The sequence below is a fragment of the Kosakonia sp. LAM2021 genome, assembly GCF_016620385.1.
Classification (GTDB): Bacteria; Pseudomonadota; Gammaproteobacteria; order Enterobacterales; family Enterobacteriaceae; genus Kosakonia; species Kosakonia sacchari.
In genome coordinates this window covers 1,025,992-1,041,185 of record NZ_JAENHT010000001.1, presented here as the reverse complement: position 1 = coordinate 1,041,185, position 15,194 = coordinate 1,025,992, and the positions used below count along the sequence as shown (strand labels likewise).

Annotated in this window: 16 protein-coding genes; 7 read left to right on the top strand and 9 right to left on the bottom strand. The window is 55.0% G+C overall.

Annotated elements, in window-relative coordinates; genetic code table 11:
* Positions 1 to 23: 23 nt before the first annotated feature.
* Genes kdsA through hemA form a run of 6 tightly spaced genes read right to left on the bottom strand, consistent with a single transcriptional unit; the run spans position 24 to position 5,341 of the window.
* Positions 24 to 875, bottom strand: coding sequence for a 3-deoxy-8-phosphooctulonate synthase (gene kdsA / locus JKP81_RS04940; protein WP_200550802.1), 852 nt, complete (start codon positions 873 to 875; stop codon positions 24 to 26).
* Positions 876 to 911: 36 nt separating this feature from the next.
* On the bottom strand, positions 912 to 1,721 hold the full coding sequence (sirB1, locus tag JKP81_RS04935) for an invasion regulator SirB1 (protein ID WP_016495810.1): 810 nt from the start codon (positions 1,719 to 1,721) through the stop codon (positions 912 to 914).
* Positions 1,722 to 1,724: 3 nt separating this feature from the next.
* Entirely contained in the window at positions 1,725 to 2,117 is a 393-nt protein-coding gene (gene sirB2 / locus JKP81_RS04930; RefSeq protein WP_200550801.1) for an invasion regulator SirB2, read from the bottom strand.
* A gap of 6 nt (positions 2,118 to 2,123) precedes the next feature.
* Positions 2,124 to 2,963 (bottom strand): peptide chain release factor N(5)-glutamine methyltransferase, encoded by an 840-nt coding sequence (prmC, locus tag JKP81_RS04925; RefSeq protein ID WP_200550800.1) that lies wholly within the window; start codon positions 2,961 to 2,963, stop codon positions 2,124 to 2,126.
* Positions 2,963 to 4,045, bottom strand: a complete 1,083-nt coding sequence (gene prfA / locus JKP81_RS04920; RefSeq protein WP_200550799.1) for a peptide chain release factor 1 — start codon at positions 4,043 to 4,045, stop codon at positions 2,963 to 2,965. Before prfA ends, prmC begins: the two co-directional genes overlap by 1 nt.
* A 39-nt stretch (positions 4,046 to 4,084) precedes the next feature.
* Entirely contained in the window at positions 4,085 to 5,341 is a 1,257-nt protein-coding gene (gene hemA / locus JKP81_RS04915; protein WP_200551069.1) for a glutamyl-tRNA reductase, read from the bottom strand.
* A 198-nt stretch (positions 5,342 to 5,539) separates the two neighbouring features.
* On the opposite strand from hemA, the gene lolB reads away from it, so the two are divergent.
* The 4 genes from lolB to dauA all read left to right on the top strand — a co-directional run bounded on the left by lolB (position 5,540) and on the right by dauA (position 9,884).
* Complete coding sequence (gene lolB / locus JKP81_RS04910; protein WP_200550798.1) at positions 5,540 to 6,160, top strand: lipoprotein insertase outer membrane protein LolB; 621 nt, start codon at positions 5,540 to 5,542, stop codon at positions 6,158 to 6,160.
* On the top strand, positions 6,157 to 7,023 hold the full coding sequence (gene ispE / locus JKP81_RS04905; protein WP_200550797.1) for a 4-(cytidine 5'-diphospho)-2-C-methyl-D-erythritol kinase: 867 nt from the start codon (positions 6,157 to 6,159) through the stop codon (positions 7,021 to 7,023). Before lolB ends, ispE begins: the two co-directional genes overlap by 4 nt.
* 125 nt (positions 7,024 to 7,148) lie before the next feature.
* Positions 7,149 to 8,096 carry a ribose-phosphate diphosphokinase gene (gene prs, locus JKP81_RS04900; protein WP_017457137.1) on the top strand — a complete coding sequence of 316 codons (948 nt, stop codon included), beginning with the start codon at positions 7,149 to 7,151 and terminating at the stop codon, positions 8,094 to 8,096.
* Between the two features lie 108 nt (positions 8,097 to 8,204).
* Complete coding sequence (gene dauA / locus JKP81_RS04895; protein WP_200550796.1) at positions 8,205 to 9,884, top strand: C4-dicarboxylic acid transporter DauA; 1,680 nt, start codon at positions 8,205 to 8,207, stop codon at positions 9,882 to 9,884.
* Here dauA and JKP81_RS04890 read toward each other — a convergent pair whose 3' ends face one another.
* Positions 9,885 to 10,919, bottom strand: coding sequence for a MerR family transcriptional regulator (locus JKP81_RS04890; RefSeq protein WP_200550795.1), 1,035 nt, complete (start codon positions 10,917 to 10,919; stop codon positions 9,885 to 9,887).
* Positions 10,920 to 11,031: 112 nt separating this feature from the next.
* Entirely contained in the window at positions 11,032 to 11,307 is a 276-nt protein-coding gene (ychH, locus tag JKP81_RS04885; RefSeq protein WP_016495800.1) for a stress-induced protein YchH, read from the bottom strand.
* Positions 11,308 to 11,578: 271 nt separating this feature from the next.
* Here ychH and pth point away from each other — a divergent pair, with 271 nt between their 5' ends.
* Positions 11,579 to 12,163: an aminoacyl-tRNA hydrolase gene (pth, locus tag JKP81_RS04880; protein ID WP_200550794.1), complete on the top strand. Its 585-nt coding sequence runs from the start codon at positions 11,579 to 11,581 to the stop codon at positions 12,161 to 12,163.
* A 126-nt stretch (positions 12,164 to 12,289) separates the two neighbouring features.
* Positions 12,290 to 13,381, top strand: a complete 1,092-nt coding sequence (ychF, locus tag JKP81_RS04875) for a redox-regulated ATPase YchF (RefSeq protein ID WP_017457133.1) — start codon at positions 12,290 to 12,292, stop codon at positions 13,379 to 13,381.
* 243 nt (positions 13,382 to 13,624) lie between these two features.
* On the opposite strand, the gene JKP81_RS04870 is transcribed toward ychF, so the two are convergent.
* Positions 13,625 to 14,149, bottom strand: a complete 525-nt coding sequence (locus tag JKP81_RS04870; protein ID WP_017457132.1) for a lipocalin family protein — start codon at positions 14,147 to 14,149, stop codon at positions 13,625 to 13,627.
* A 118-nt stretch (positions 14,150 to 14,267) separates the two neighbouring features.
* Between JKP81_RS04870 and JKP81_RS04865 the strand changes: the two genes are divergently transcribed.
* A complete protein-coding gene (locus tag JKP81_RS04865) occupies positions 14,268 to 14,996 on the top strand; it encodes a MerR family transcriptional regulator (RefSeq protein WP_200550793.1) in 729 nt (242 codons plus the stop codon).
* Positions 14,997 to 15,194: the final 198 nt, after the last annotated feature.

Sequence of the window (15,194 nt, the reverse complement as noted above, 5' to 3'; positions counted from 1 at the left end):
GCGTTCGCGGGGTTTTTTTATGCTTACTCGGTATCGAGTTCGCCGAAGCTTTTCACCAGATCGTCAATCGCTTTGATCTGTTTTAAGAACGGCTCCAGTTTATCCAGCGGCAGTGCGGACGGGCCGTCACATTTGGCGTTATCCGGATCCGGGTGCGCTTCAATAAACAGGCCTGCCAGGCCGGTTGCCATGCCGGCGCGCGCCAGTTCGGTAACCTGAGCACGACGACCGCCGGACGCCGCGCCGAACGGGTCGCGGCACTGCAACGCGTGGGTGACATCGAAAATCACCGGTGAGTTGTTGGAGACTTTCTTCATCACGCCGAAGCCCAGCATGTCGACCACCAGGTTGTCATAACCAAAGTTCGCGCCACGGTCGCAAAGAATGACTTTATCGTTACCGCCTTCGTGGAATTTATCCACGATGTTGCCCATTTGACCCGGGCTGACAAACTGCGGTTTTTTGACGTTGATGACCGCGCCTGTTTTCGCCATCGCTTCAACCAGATCGGTCTGACGCGCGAGGAACGCAGGAAGCTGGATCACATCCACCACATCAGCCACCGGCTGCGCCTGCGACGCTTCGTGCACGTCGGTGATCACTTTCACGCCAAAGGTCTGTTTCAGTTCCTGGAAGATTTTCATCCCCTCTTCCAGACCCGGTCCACGGTAGGACTTGATGGAAGAACGGTTGGCTTTATCAAAAGAGGCTTTGAACACATACGGGATACCCAGTTTCTGGGTCACGGTGACGTAGTGTTCGCAAATGCGCATTGCCAAATCGCGGGATTCCAGCACGTTCATACCACCAAACAGTACAAACGGCAGGTCGTTCGCGACGTTAATGTCGCCAATGCTGACCACTTTTTGTTTCATAAAATCGCCTTATCGAGTGTGAATCGGAACAAATCTTTAATGCAGGGTAATCTGCTTGTGCGCAATCGAATTGATTTGCGCGCGGATCATTTCGCTTATCGGATCCTCAGGACACTGCTCTACAAAGTAGTTCAAATCATTCAGCGCCACATGGTCACAATCCAGTTGCGCGTAAATCAGACCGCGATCGCGGATCTCATACGGATCTTCGGGATTAAACTGCAACAGCGCTTCACTGGCGCGCAACGCCAGTTCCATCTGCTGCTCTTCCATCAGCGCCGACTTCAGTGTATCCAGCAGCTTGCGGATCACTTCGGCGTTGTCGGCTTCATCGAGATCTTCATTAAACAGCTCAGCAACCGGGCTGATATTGCCTTTCAGCCACACTTCCAGCGTGTGTTCGTCCAGCGTGTCGCCGTTAAAAGGGTTAATCAGCCACATTTCGCCATCCAGCCATTCGGCGCGAAGGATGAGCTGAGTCGGGAAAATCACCGGCGTCAGGGGAATATCCAGCTGACCGGCGACCCACAGTAAAATCGCGCCCAGCGATACCGCGCTACCCTGACGGTTTTGCAGCACTTTATCCAGCCACAGCGCGTCAGATAAACGGTACACGCCGCGGGTATCTTTAAAACCCCATTCGCCGTAAAACAGCTCAACGAGTTTTTCCAGTTGCCAGTCCTGAGGCTTTGCCTGACCAATCTCCTCACGTGCCAGACTGAGCAACCGCTCCAGTTCGTCTTGCACATATTGTGAAGGAAAGTCATCGCGAATCAGCTCGGAAACAAGGATCATCCCGTCGCATAACGGCGCTTTGTTAAATTCGAAATCAGCTAACGATCTCATGTCTTACCCCAGTATCGGTACTTTTGTGGCGGCGAGTTTAATGATGATGTACAGCACCACCAGCCCCAGCAAAAAAGCGATAAAACCTGTTTGCTGGCCGCGCGGGCGATGTCGCCCCAGCGCAATAAAACCCAAAACGATGTAGATGATAACGCCAAACAGCTTTTCAGTCAGCCATGCGCCTTTAACCGTAAATGGCAAATAGCCTGTTACCCACATCAACCCTGCGCCGCTTAGCAGCAGCACGGTATCCACCGTGTGCGGCACCAACCGCACCCAGCGGGCGTTAATACGCGGATCACCCGACCAACGCCACCAGTAACGTAAAACAAACAGGCTAATGGTGAGCACAACAGACGTCAAATGCAATGTAATCAGAAGCTTAAAAGCATTCATTGCCTGTTACTCCTGTAAAGGCCATTGCCCCAGCGTCAGGCGTTCGTTATCACCGTAATCCCGGCACGTTGCAACCTGCTGCCAGCCGTAATGTTCGAAGATAGCGCGAACATCTGCGCCCTGTTGCCAGCCGTGTTCCAGCAGCAGCCAGCCGCCTGGCAACACATGCTGGCGGGCATTGTCAATGATGGTGTGTAAATCTGCCAGACCGTTGTCGGCCGCCACCAGCGCACTGAGCGGTTCAAAACGCACATCGCCCTGCGCAAGATGCGGATCATGCTCATCGATGTAAGGCGGATTGCTGACAATCATGGCAAATTGCTGCCCTTCAAGCGCGCTGAACCAGCGGCTTTGCAGGATCTCAATATTGGTGATGTTCAGATGTGCAGCGTTGCGTTGTGCCAGCGCCACGGCATCCGGCATCAGATCGACCGCCGTGACTATGCAATCCGGGCGTTCACTCGCCAGCGCCAGCGCGATGGCGCCAGTGCCGGTACCTAAATCAAGAATGCGACACGGTGAGGAAGGAAGACGCGCCAGTGCCTGTTCTACCAGGCACTCGGTGTCCGGGCGTGGAATAAGGGTTGCCGGAGAGACAAACAACGGCAGTGACCAGAACTCACGTACGCCAATCAGATGCGCCACCGGCTCGCCATTTACACGACGAGCCAGTAACGTCGCCAGCTGTTGCTGCTGCCCGGCGTCAAGCATGGTTTCACCAAATGCGAGAATAAACGTACGTGATTTGCCAGTGACAAACCCCAACAGGATCTCCGCATCGCGACGCGGGCTTTCGCTCGCGGCCAGCTCACTTATCGCCTGGCGCAACCACTGTTGATAATCCATTAGTCCTGCTCGGAGAGCGCCGCCAGCTGGTCGGCCTGGTATTCCTGCACAATCGGTTCGATCAGCATATCCAGCTTGCCTTCCATCACTTCGTCAAGGCGGTACAGCGTGACGTTGATACGGTGATCGGTCACACGACCCTGCGGGAAGTTATAGGTGCGGTTACGGTCGCTGCGATCGCCACTGCCCAGCAGGTTACGCCGTGTTGAGGCTTCTGCCTGCTGGCGTTTCGCAGCTTCTGCAGCGTGGATGCGCGCGCCGAGCACAGACAAGGCTTTCGCTTTGTTTTTATGCTGCGAGCGTTCATCCTGGCACTCGACCACGATCCCGGTCGGCAGGTGGGTAATACGGATCGCGGAATCAGTGGTGTTAACGTGCTGACCGCCCGCACCGGAAGAGCGGAAGGTATCAATACGCAGATCGGCCGGATTGATATCCGGCATTTCGGCTTCCGGTAGCTCTGGCATTACGGCCACGGTACAGGCAGACGTGTGAATACGACCCTGCGATTCCGTTGCCGGAACGCGCTGGACGCGATGGCCGCCGGATTCAAATTTCAGACGCCCGTAAACGCCCTCGCCGCTGATTTTGGCGATCACTTCTTTAAAGCCGCCGTGCTCACCGTCGTTGGCGCTCATGATCTCAACGCGCCAGCGGCGGGATTCGGCATAACGGCTGTACATACGGAACAAATCGCCGGCAAAAAGCGCGGCTTCGTCGCCACCGGTTCCGGCGCGAACTTCGACAAACGCGTTACGTTCATCATCGGGATCTTTCGGCAGCAGCAACAGCTGCAGTTGCTGTTCAAGTTGTTCGCCTTTTTCTTTCGCTTCACGCAGTTCATCCTGCGCCAGATCGCGCATTTCCGGGTCGTCGAGCAGCATCTGCGCGGTTTCGATATCTTCCTGAACCTGTTGCCAGTCAGTAAAACAGCGCGACACATCGCTTAGCTGTGCGTATTCGCGCGACAGCGCACGGAATTTATCCTGGTCGGCGATGGTTTGAGCGTCACCGAGCAGCGCCTGAACTTCTTCATGGCGCTCATGCAGGGCTTCCAGTTTGGCAACGATAGAAGGCTTCATAGGCGTAAATGCACCTTTTAATAATAAGAGAGTGTTGTGCTAATCCAGCCCGAGGCTGTTGCGCAGAATATGCAGACGCTCATCGTCCCCGTCACGGGCGGCCTGCTGAAGAGATTTGGTTGGGGCGTGGATAAGGCGGTTGGTCAGTTTCCACGCCAGGTCTTGCATGATAGCTTGCGGGTCGCCGCCCTGCTCCAGCGCGGCAAGCGCTTTGGCGGTCAGCTCATCACGCGCCGTTTCAGACTGGCTGCGGTATTCGCGAATCGTCTCGCTGGCGCTTTGCGCACGCAGCCAGGCCATAAATTCACTGGTTTCCTGGGCGACAATGGTTTCTGCCTGCACCGCAGCGGCTTTACGCTGCGCCAGGTTGTGCTGAATAATACTTTGCAGATCGTCGACGCTATAGAGATAGGCGTTCGCCACTTTGCCCACTTCAGGCTCAACATCGCGCGGCACGGCGATATCCACCAGCAAAACAGGCTGATTACGCCGCGCTTTCATCGCGCGTTCCATCATCCCTTTACCAATAATCGGCAGCGGGCTGGCGGTGGAACTGATCACGATATCAGCATCTTTCAGGCGCTCATCAATGTCGCTTAAAGAAATAACTTCCGCACCGACTTCATCCGCCAGCACCTGCGCGCGTTCACGCGTGCGGTTGGCGATGATCATTTTCTGCACTTTATGCTCGCGCAAGTGGCGCGCAACCAGCTCAATGGTTTCGCCCGCGCCCACTAACAGCACGGTAACCGACGCAAGGGATTCGAAGATTTGCCGCGCCAGCGTACAGGCGGCGAAAGCGACCGATACCGCACTGGCGCCAATATCGGTTTCCGTGCGCACACGCTTGGCGACGGAGAATGATTTCTGGAACATGCGCTCCAGATCGCTGGCGTTGTCATGACCTCGTTGGGAATCGGCAAACGCCTTTTTCACCTGGCCTAAGATTTGCGGCTCGCCGAGAACCAGCGAATCCAGCCCGCTCGCCACGCGCATTAAATGGCTGACGGCATCATTATCCTGGTGCCAGTAGAGGCTCTGGCGCACTTCTTCTTCACGCAAATGGTGATAATCGCACAGCCAGCGCACCAGCGCTTCTTGCAGGTTGTCCCGCTCTTCAACACTCAGATAGAGCTCGGTGCGGTTACAGGTTGACAGCACCACTCCGCCTTGCACCATCGGCTGCGACAGCAGGCTTTCTAACGCCTGGTCAAGCGTTTCCGGCGAAAATGCAATGCGTTCTCGCAACGAAACGGGAGCCGTTTTGTGATTGATGCCAAGAGCTAAAAGGGTCATGAGCGCGGGAATAGTACCAACGTTGATAAGGTTAGACTGCACGCATCATACAGGATGAGTGAGGTCAATAAAAGAGACACTACCCTTTCGGAGTAATTGGTAATTTAATGATTTAAGACAACTTGAACGTAGACGCTGTTTCAGAGCGGCGCTAGCATTAAGCGTAATACTGCAACCTCGCAAGGATTTCCCCTCGTTATGACTCTGCCAGACTTTCGCTTTATTCGCCTGCTGCCGCTGGCAAGCCTCGTATTAACCGCTTGTACGCTCAATGCGCCAAAAGGGCCGGGACAAAGCCCGGATTCGCCGCAGTGGCGCGAACACCAGCAACAGGTGCGCAGCTTAAATCAGTATCAAACGCGCGGCGCATTCGCTTATATCTCCGACGAGCAAAAAGTATATGCCCGTTTCTTCTGGCAGCAAACCGGTCAGGATCGCTATCGTCTGTTGCTGACCAACCCGCTGGGCAGCACCGAACTGGAACTGAACGCTCAGCCGGGTAACGTGCAACTGGTGGACAACAAAGGCAAACGCTACACCGCCGATGATGCCGAAGAGATGATTGGCAAACTGACCGGCATGCCGATTCCGCTTAACAGCCTGCGCCAGTGGATCCTTGGTCTGCCAGGCGATGCCACCGACTATAAACTTGATGCGCAATACCGCCTGAGCGAGCTGAATTACAACCAGGGCGGCAAAAGCTGGAAAGTGGTATATGGCGGGTATGACAACAGCCAGCCTTCCCTGCCGGCCAATATGGAGTTGAGCGACGGCAAACAGCGCATCAAGCTGAAAATGGACAACTGGATTGCCAAATGACGACGTGGCCCGCTCCGGCGAAACTCAACCTGTTTTTATACATTACCGGCCAGCGTGCCGATGGCTACCACACGCTGCAAACCCTGTTTCAGTTTCTTGATTATGGTGACACGCTGAGCATTGAACCGCGCAGCGATGGAGAGATCCGCCTGCTGACACCGGTCGAAGGCGTGCCGGACGAAGAGAACCTGATTGTACGCGCCGCACGTCTGCTTATGCAGCGCGCGGCAGAAAGCGGTCGTCTGCCTGCGGGTAGCGGCGCGGAGATCGCTATCGATAAACGTCTGCCGATGGGCGGCGGGCTCGGCGGCGGGTCGTCGAATGCAGCCACCGTGCTGGTTGCCCTCAATCACTTGTGGGGTTGCAAGCTGAGCGTCGATGAGTTAGCCACACTCGGCCTACGTCTGGGTGCCGATGTGCCGGTGTTTGTGCGCGGTCACGCGGCTTTCGCCGAAGGGGTTGGCGAAATCCTCACCCCGGTCAATCCGCCGGAAAAATGGTATCTGGTGGCGCACCCTGGTGTGGGCATTCCCACGCCGGTGATTTTCAAGGATCCGGAACTGCCGAGAAATACGCCGCAAAGGTCAATTGATACGTTATTAAAATGTGAATTCGGCAACGATTGCGAGGTTATCGCAAGAAAACGTTTTCGCGAGGTTGATGCCGCGCTTTCCTGGCTGTTAGAATACGCGCCGTCGCGCCTGACTGGCACAGGAGCCTGTGTCTTTTCCGAATTTGACACCGAATCCGCCGCTCGTCAGGTGCTTGAGCAAGCCCCGGAATGGCTGCACGGTTTTGTCGCGCGAGGCGTCAACCTCTCGCCGCTAGCGCAGACCATCGCCGGGCAAGCTGAGCTCCGGTGACAACGTCACACCTGTTCCAGACGTTGCATCGCGCTCTTTAATACACCGCATGGATAGAATTCAGCCCTGACCGCACATTTTGGCCGATTCTATCCACCACTGGACGCATGCCTGAGGTTCTTCTCGTGCCTGATATGAAGCTTTTTGCTGGTAACGCTACCCCGGAACTAGCACAACGTATTGCCAACCGCCTGTACACTTCTCTCGGCGACGCCGCCGTAGGCCGCTTTAGCGACGGCGAAGTCAGCGTACAAATCAATGAAAATGTACGCGGTGGTGATATTTTCATCATCCAGTCCACTTGTGCCCCTACCAACGACAACCTGATGGAATTGGTTGTGATGGTTGATGCCCTGCGCCGTGCTTCCGCAGGTCGTATCACCGCGGTCATTCCTTACTTTGGCTATGCCCGTCAGGATCGCCGCGTGCGTTCCGCCCGTGTACCGATTACCGCAAAAGTGGTTGCCGATTTCCTCTCAAGCGTCGGCGTTGACCGCGTACTGACCGTTGACCTGCATGCTGAACAGATTCAGGGCTTCTTTGATGTTCCGGTAGATAACGTATTCGGTAGCCCGATCCTGCTCGAAGATATGCTGCAACTGAATCTGGACAACCCGATTGTGGTTTCCCCGGATATCGGCGGTGTGGTTCGCGCCCGTGCGATTGCCAAGCTGCTGAACGATACCGATATGGCGATCATTGATAAACGCCGTCCGCGCGCGAACGTCTCCCAGGTGATGCACATCATCGGTGACGTGGCAAACCGCGACTGCGTTCTGGTTGACGATATGATCGATACCGGCGGTACTCTGTGCAAAGCAGCGGAAGCGCTGAAAGAGCGTGGTGCGAAACGCGTGTTCGCCTATGCGACTCACCCGATTTTCTCCGGTAATGCGGTAAATAACCTGCGCAACTCTGTGATCGACGAAGTGGTTGTCTGCGACACCATTCCGCTGAGCGATGAGATCAAAGCGCTGCCAAACGTACGTACGCTGACGCTGTCTGGCATGCTGGCTGAAGCTATCCGTCGTATCAGTAACGAAGAATCAATTTCGGCTATGTTCGAACATTAATCGTTGCTGTATAAAAAACCCGCTCAGGCGGGTTTTTTTAGCTTTGAAGATTATTTGTATGATTTATTAATTAGTTATCGAATGATTTCCAGGGGACGCAAGATCATTGTGAACAGATTGTTCTCACCTCATGTCATGCCTTTTCGCGCGCTAATCGACGCGTGCTGGAAAGAGAAATACACCACCGCCCGTTTCACCCGCGATCTGATTGCCGGCATAACGGTTGGTATTATCGCCATCCCGCTGGCGATGGCGCTGGCGATCGGCAGCGGCGTGGCGCCGCAATACGGGCTTTATACCTCAGCGGTTGCCGGTATTGTTATCGCTCTGAGCGGTGGCTCGCGCTACAGCGTTTCCGGCCCGACGGCCGCCTTCGTGGTTATTCTGTATCCGGTGTCGCAGCAGTTTGGTCTGTCGGGCCTGCTGGTGGCGACGCTGATGTCTGGCGTGTTTCTGATCCTCTTCGGGCTGGCGCGCTTTGGCCGGCTAATTGAATACATTCCGCTTTCAGTGACGCTCGGTTTCACCTCCGGGATCGGCATCACCATTGCCACCATGCAGATAAAAGATTTTCTCGGCCTGCAAATGCCGCACGTGCCGGAACACTATTTGCAAAAAGTCGGCGCGCTGGTAATGGCGCTGCCCACGATCAATCCGGGTGACGCGGCAATTGGTATCGTCACCCTCGCCACGCTGGTGCTGTGGCCGCGCCTGCGTTTACGCCTGCCGGGACATTTGCCCGCGCTGCTGGCGGGCTGCGCGGTGATGCTGGGAGTCAATCTGCTCGGCGGTCACGTCGCGACCATCGGTTCACAATTTCACTACGTGCTGGCTGATGGTTCACAGGGCAACGGCATCCCGCAGCTTCTGCCGCAACTGGTGCTGCCGTGGGATCTGCCCGGTTCTGAATTTACCCTGAGCTGGGATTCGCTGCGCGCCTTGCTGCCAGCGGCATTTTCTATGGCCATGCTCGGCGCTATCGAATCGCTGCTGTGTGCTGTCGTGCTGGACGGTATGACCGGCACCAAACATAAAGCCAACAGCGAGCTAATTGGTCAGGGGCTGGGGAATATCGCCGCGCCGTTCTTCGGTGGGATCACCGCAACCGCTGCAATTGCCCGTTCGGCAGCCAACGTCCGCGCCGGTGCGACATCACCCATTTCGGCAGTGATCCACTCTCTGTTAGTAATCATGGCGCTACTGGCGCTGGCTCCCCTGCTCTCCTGGCTGCCGCTGTCTGCGATGGCGGCGCTGCTGCTGATGGTGGCGTGGAACATGAGTGAAGCGCACAAAGTGATTGACCTGCTGCGCCGCGCACCGGTGGATGACATAGTGGTGATGCTGATTTGTATGTCACTGACCGTGCTGTTCGATATGGTGATCGCCATCAGCGTGGGGATTGTGCTCGCCTCGCTGCTGTTTATGCGCCGTATCGCGCGGATGACTCGCCTGGCCGTGGTGAACGTCAGCGTACCGGATGATGTGCTGGTGCTGCGCGTCATCGGCCCGCTGTTTTTTGCTGCCGCAGAAAGTGTGTTCAGCGATCTGGAAACCCGTATCGCCGGGAAGCGCATTGTGGTGCTGAAATGGGATGCGGTGCCGGTGCTGGATGCGGGCGGGCTGGATGCTTTCCGCCGCTTCGTTAACCGCCTGCCGCAGGGTACTGAGCTACGCGTCAGCAACCTTGAGTTCCAGCCGCTGCGCACACTGGCACGCGCGGGTATACAGCCAATCCCTGGCCGTCTGTCGTTCTTCCCTAACCGCGATGCGGCCTTAGCCGACCTGTAATCATGATGCGCGGCGGCGCATCATCACCTCGATCGCCCGTTGTAGCCATTGCAGCACTTCGGGCGTCATCCAGGTTCCTTTCATCAGATGCGGCTCCTGCTGCATTGCACTGCGGAATTTTTGCTGCGTTTGCGGATCGGTTCCGGCATAAGACTGGAACAGTTCCAGCCAGTTAGCGGCCAGCCCCTGCGCTTCGTCAGACTCTGGATCTATTGCCTGACGTTGAGCGGTATGCAGTTTCGCCACCAGCGGCGGCCACTCCATCATGCGGTCAAAATAGTGCGCCCGGGTAAACGCCATCTCTTGCGAAGACAAATAACGCTGCCAGATAGCGAGCTTACTTTCCGCAAAACTGTGGGTAATAAAATCGACCGCTTCCTGCGTAATGCCCGTTTGCTCACGCATTTGGGGTTCCACGCGGTGCATCTCATTTAAGCGGGTCAGAAACTCCGGTTTGTTGGCGGTATCCTGCTCCAGCCGCGTCATCCAGCGGGTTGCCAGATCCATCGCACGCGGATCATCCACCGGGCACTTCTGCGCTAAAAGGGTTTGTACTTCGCTCACCATTTGCGCCCAGAACCGTTCGCGAGCCTCATCGCGCGAGGCAAACGGTAATTCCTGTAACTCTTGCGGACTGAACCAACGATCGTACATTTTCATTAACTCCAGGGTCTGTAGCCAGGACTCCAGATCGGGCTCCACGCCGCTGGCGAGGCCATCACGCAACAGCGCAAGCTGTTCGCGCAGAGTGACAATATTGCGCATTTGCTTGTCGAGCAGCGTGATTTGGTCATTCAGTAATTCCGCCAGCGGGCGCGTTTCCCGCGCCAGATAATCCCCGATTGCCGCCAGTTCCATGCCCGCTTTCGCCAGCGCCTGGATCATATGCAGGCGTTTGACATCAGCGAGCGCATAAAGCCGGTATCCGGCGGCGCTTCGGGCAGAAGGCAAAAGCAGACCGATTTGCTCATAATGGTGCAACGTACGCACACTGATCCCCGCACGTCGCGCTAACTCCCCCACCTGAATCAACATAGCTGCTCCTTTCTTGCCCACAGACTGGACTATCGAGCCTCACGTTACGTGAGGGTCAAGTAAAAAGCCAAAAAAAACGGTTCCCGCAGGAACCGTTATCGAAACTGACTTTTTAACTATGATGTTGGCGGTCCCTGCGGCAGCGTTTGTCATAATGACGCACCCACCAGTACTTATCGCACACCTGCTCATGACCACTTACGCGGGCGCCAGCGAGCCAGAGCACGGCTCCGAGGAAAATACTCAGCACAGCGCCATGGGCAAAAAACTGCGGCAGGTTAAGTTGTGGCAGCTGGTTTAAAATGGAATAACCAACGCCGACAACCATCACGACCAACCCCAACCCCATAAGCACATTACCGAGCAACGAAGCGTTTTTGCGTTTCATCTGTCACCTCCGGAACGACGGGTTGGATGGGATAACCCCAATCCTTGTGCGTAAAGTATAGACAGCCCCCCTTTTAGCGGTTGCGGGCACGATCACAATTACACATCTATGACTAACACAAATTTACAAATAACCTACTGAACTACATGAAATTCGAATGGTTGATGTGAGCAATCATTATCATTTTTCGCGTTTCGCCGGGAGAATTTTGTCTTCGCGTCCCGCACAACGTAAACTACGCGCCGGACATTGATCTGGTCAGGAATAAAAAGTGACGATTAAACTGATTGTCGGGCTGGCGAACCCCGGCGCTGAGTATGCCGCGACGCGCCATAACGCAGGCGCCTGGTATGTTGATTTGTTGGCGGAGAGAGCCCGCGCGCCGCTGCGCGACGAGCCGAAGTTTTTCGGCTATACCTCGCGCATCAATCTGGCGGGTGAAGACGTGCGCCTGCTGGTTCCCACCACGTTTATGAACCTGAGCGGCAAAGCGGTCGCGGCAATGGCAACGTTTTACCGCATCAACCCGGACGAAATCCTTGTCGCCCACGATGAGCTGGATCTGCCGCCTGGCGTGGCAAAATTTAAGCTGGGGGGCGGCCACGGTGGCCACAATGGTCTGAAAGATATCATCAGTAAATTGGGCAATAACCCCAATTTTCACCGTTTACGCGTTGGAATTGGTCATCCGGGTGATAAAAACAAGGTTGTCGGTTTTGTTCTGGGCAAACCGCCGCTTTCCGAGCAAAAGCTGATTGACGAAGCTGTAGACGAAGCGGCGCGTTGTACCGAGATCTGGCTGAAAGAAGGTTTAACCAAAGCCACCAATCGCCTGCACGCCTTTAAGGCGCAGTAAGCGGGTTGTGGCGGCATTTTTGCCGCGCGTAACAGCGGTTACGTGTATAATAGCCAAAGTTATTCACTTTTCTACAATCTGTTTTTCGCAACAGGTTGATTATCAAGATATTAAGGTAATTACATCATGGGATTCAAATGCGGTATCGTTGGCCTGCCCAACGTAGGTAAATCCACCCTGTTCAATGCGCTCACCAAAGCAGGTATTGAAGCGGCGAACTTCCCGTTCTGTACTATTGAGCCGAACACCGGTGTCGTACCGATGCCCGATCCGCGTCTGGATAAACTCGCGGAAATCGTGAAACCGCAGCGCATTCTGCCGACCACCATGGAATTCGTCGATATCGCCGGTCTGGTAAAAGGCGCGTCCAAAGGCGAAGGTCTGGGCAACCAGTTTTTAACCAACATTCGCGAAACAGAAGCTATCGGCCACGTTGTGCGCTGTTTTGAGAATGACAATATCATCCACGTTGCGGGCAAAGTGAACCCGGCGGAAGATATTGACGTGATTAACACCGAGCTGGCGCTTTCTGACCTGGATACCTGCGAACGCGCGATTCACCGCGTGTCCAAAAAAGCGAAAGGCGGCGATAAAGACGCGAAAGTTGAGCTGGCCGCGCTGGAAAAATGCCTGCCGCAACTGGAAAACGCCGGTATGCTGCGTGCGCTGGATCTGAGCAAAGAAGAGAAAGAAGCGATCCGTTACTTGAGCTTCCTGACGCTGAAGCCGACCATGTATATCGCTAACGTGAACGAAGACGGCTTCGAAAATAACCCGTACCTCGATCAAGTTCGCGCTATCGCAGAGCAAGAAGGCTCCGTCGTGGTGCCGGTTTGTGCCGCCGTTGAAGCGGATATTGCCGAGCTGGACGACGAAGAGCGTGACGAATTTATGGCCGAACTGGGTCTGGAAGAGCCGGGGCTTAACCGCGTTATCCGCGCAGGTTATTCCCTGCTGAACCTGCAAACTTATTTCACCGCCGGTGTGAAAGAAGTGCGTGCCTGGACCATCCCGGTTGGCGCAACCGCGCCGCAAGCGGCGGGTAAAATCCATACCGACTTCGAAAAAGGCTTTATTCGCGCGCAGACCATCGCGTATGAAGATTTCATCGCTTACAAAGGTGAGCAAGGCGCGAAAGAAGCCGGCAAGATGCGTGCAGAAGGCAAAGAGTACATCGTAAAAGATGGCGATGTGATGAACTTCCTGTTCAACGTCTAACCACGCCTCTTGTCTGATGCGGTATTATTAAATAGCATGCAGACTGGCAAACTCTATAAAATCCACGCAATTGCGTGGATTTTTGTTTGCAGCACTTCGCTGTTATTTCACATAAGCTCAGCCACAATCCCCTGCTGCCTGATAAAGCCGAAACCCGCGTTTGAACTACGCGGCAGACTCGCCAGCAGATAATCCCCGACGAGCGTTTTTCAGCGCAACATAATGGATGTTTTTAACGCCCAGTTACTGATTCACCCACACCAGTTGATCAACCCGGAAACCGAGACCCCGCGCGGTATTCAGGTAATCTTGTTTCACCGCCTCGGGCAGCGTTGGCGTGCGCGACAGGATCCACAAATAGTCGCGGTTCGGGCCGCTCACCAGCGCGTACTGGTAATTATCGTCAAGTTTAATGACGTTATAGCCGCCGTAAAACGGACCAAAGAAAGAGACTTTCAACGCGGCTGTTGAAGGTTTGCCGGTGAAATAGGCTTTCCCTTCGCTCTCGCTCCATTTTTGCTTTTGCGGATCATAGCCGCGGTTGAGAACGCTGATGCCCCCGTCGCTGCGCTTGCCATAGGTTGCGGTCACCTGTTCCAGCCCGCGTTCAAAGCGGTTTTCCAGACGGGCGACTTCATACCATTTTCCAAGATAACGGCTGGCGTCAAAGCCAGTGATCGGCTGCACCCCTTTTGGCGGCGTCGGGGATTTACAGGCAACCAGTGTCAGGGCGATAGCAACACCGGTCACCACAGGCCATAGCTTCATGAGAACTCCTTTCATCGTCGCGGTTAGGAGTAAAGTGTAGTGCAAACGCTCCGCTCTTCGTTCAACCCATTAGTATTCGTAGTATATTGAGAGCATTCTCTATTATCAGGTTTCCCTCATGTCTTACTCCATCGGCGAATTTGCTCAACTTTGCGGGATCACTCCGACAACGCTGCGTGCGTGGCAGCGTCGTTACGGCCTGCTTAAGCCGATACGCACCAGTGGTGGTCACCGGCTATATAGCGACGATGATGTCCAGCTGGCATTGAAAATCCTCGACTGGGTGAAAAAAGGGGTTCCGGTAAGCCAGGTGAAACCCTTGCTGGCGCGTCCGGAAACACACAGGACAAACAACTGGCTCACCCTGCAGGAGAACATGTTGCAGCGGCTGAAAGAGGGAAAAATCGAATCTCTGCGCCAGCTGATTTACGATTCAGGCCGCGAATACCCGCGCCCGGAGCTGGTCAGCGAAGTGTTGCGTCCGCTGCGCAGCAAAGTTTCGGCCAATATCCCGACCATGATGACCCTGCGCGAAGTTCTGGATGGCATCATCCTCTCCTACACCTCGTTTTGCCTCGAAGGGGACAAAAAAGCGCCGGGCGATAACTATCTCATCACTGGATGGCACCTTACCGACCCGTGCGAAATCTGGCTAGAAGCGCTAAAACGTACCGGCCAGGGACACCGTATCGACGTGCTTCCGGTGCCGCCCGCCACGCTGGCTCCGGAGATTTTCCCGCAGCGAAAGTGGCTGCTGGTCACCACGGGCAAACTCTCCGCCGCACGAAAAAAGCAGATCGCGCTCTGGCAAGCCGCTGTCGTTTCCCTCGAGGTTATCTCTCTCTGAATCCGTTCCACACCACTCTCCCGCTTCGCGACACAACAGTGAAACGTTGCGGGTCTGCCACTCGCATTAAAAGCGCATAACAACGGCATTAACAATTTATTGAATTTATTACTCAATAAAAAATATCTCCAGTAAAACTTGGACAAATAAATTTAATTGTGTAAGTTTTAAGTATGCCGTTACTCCACGATTTTTAAC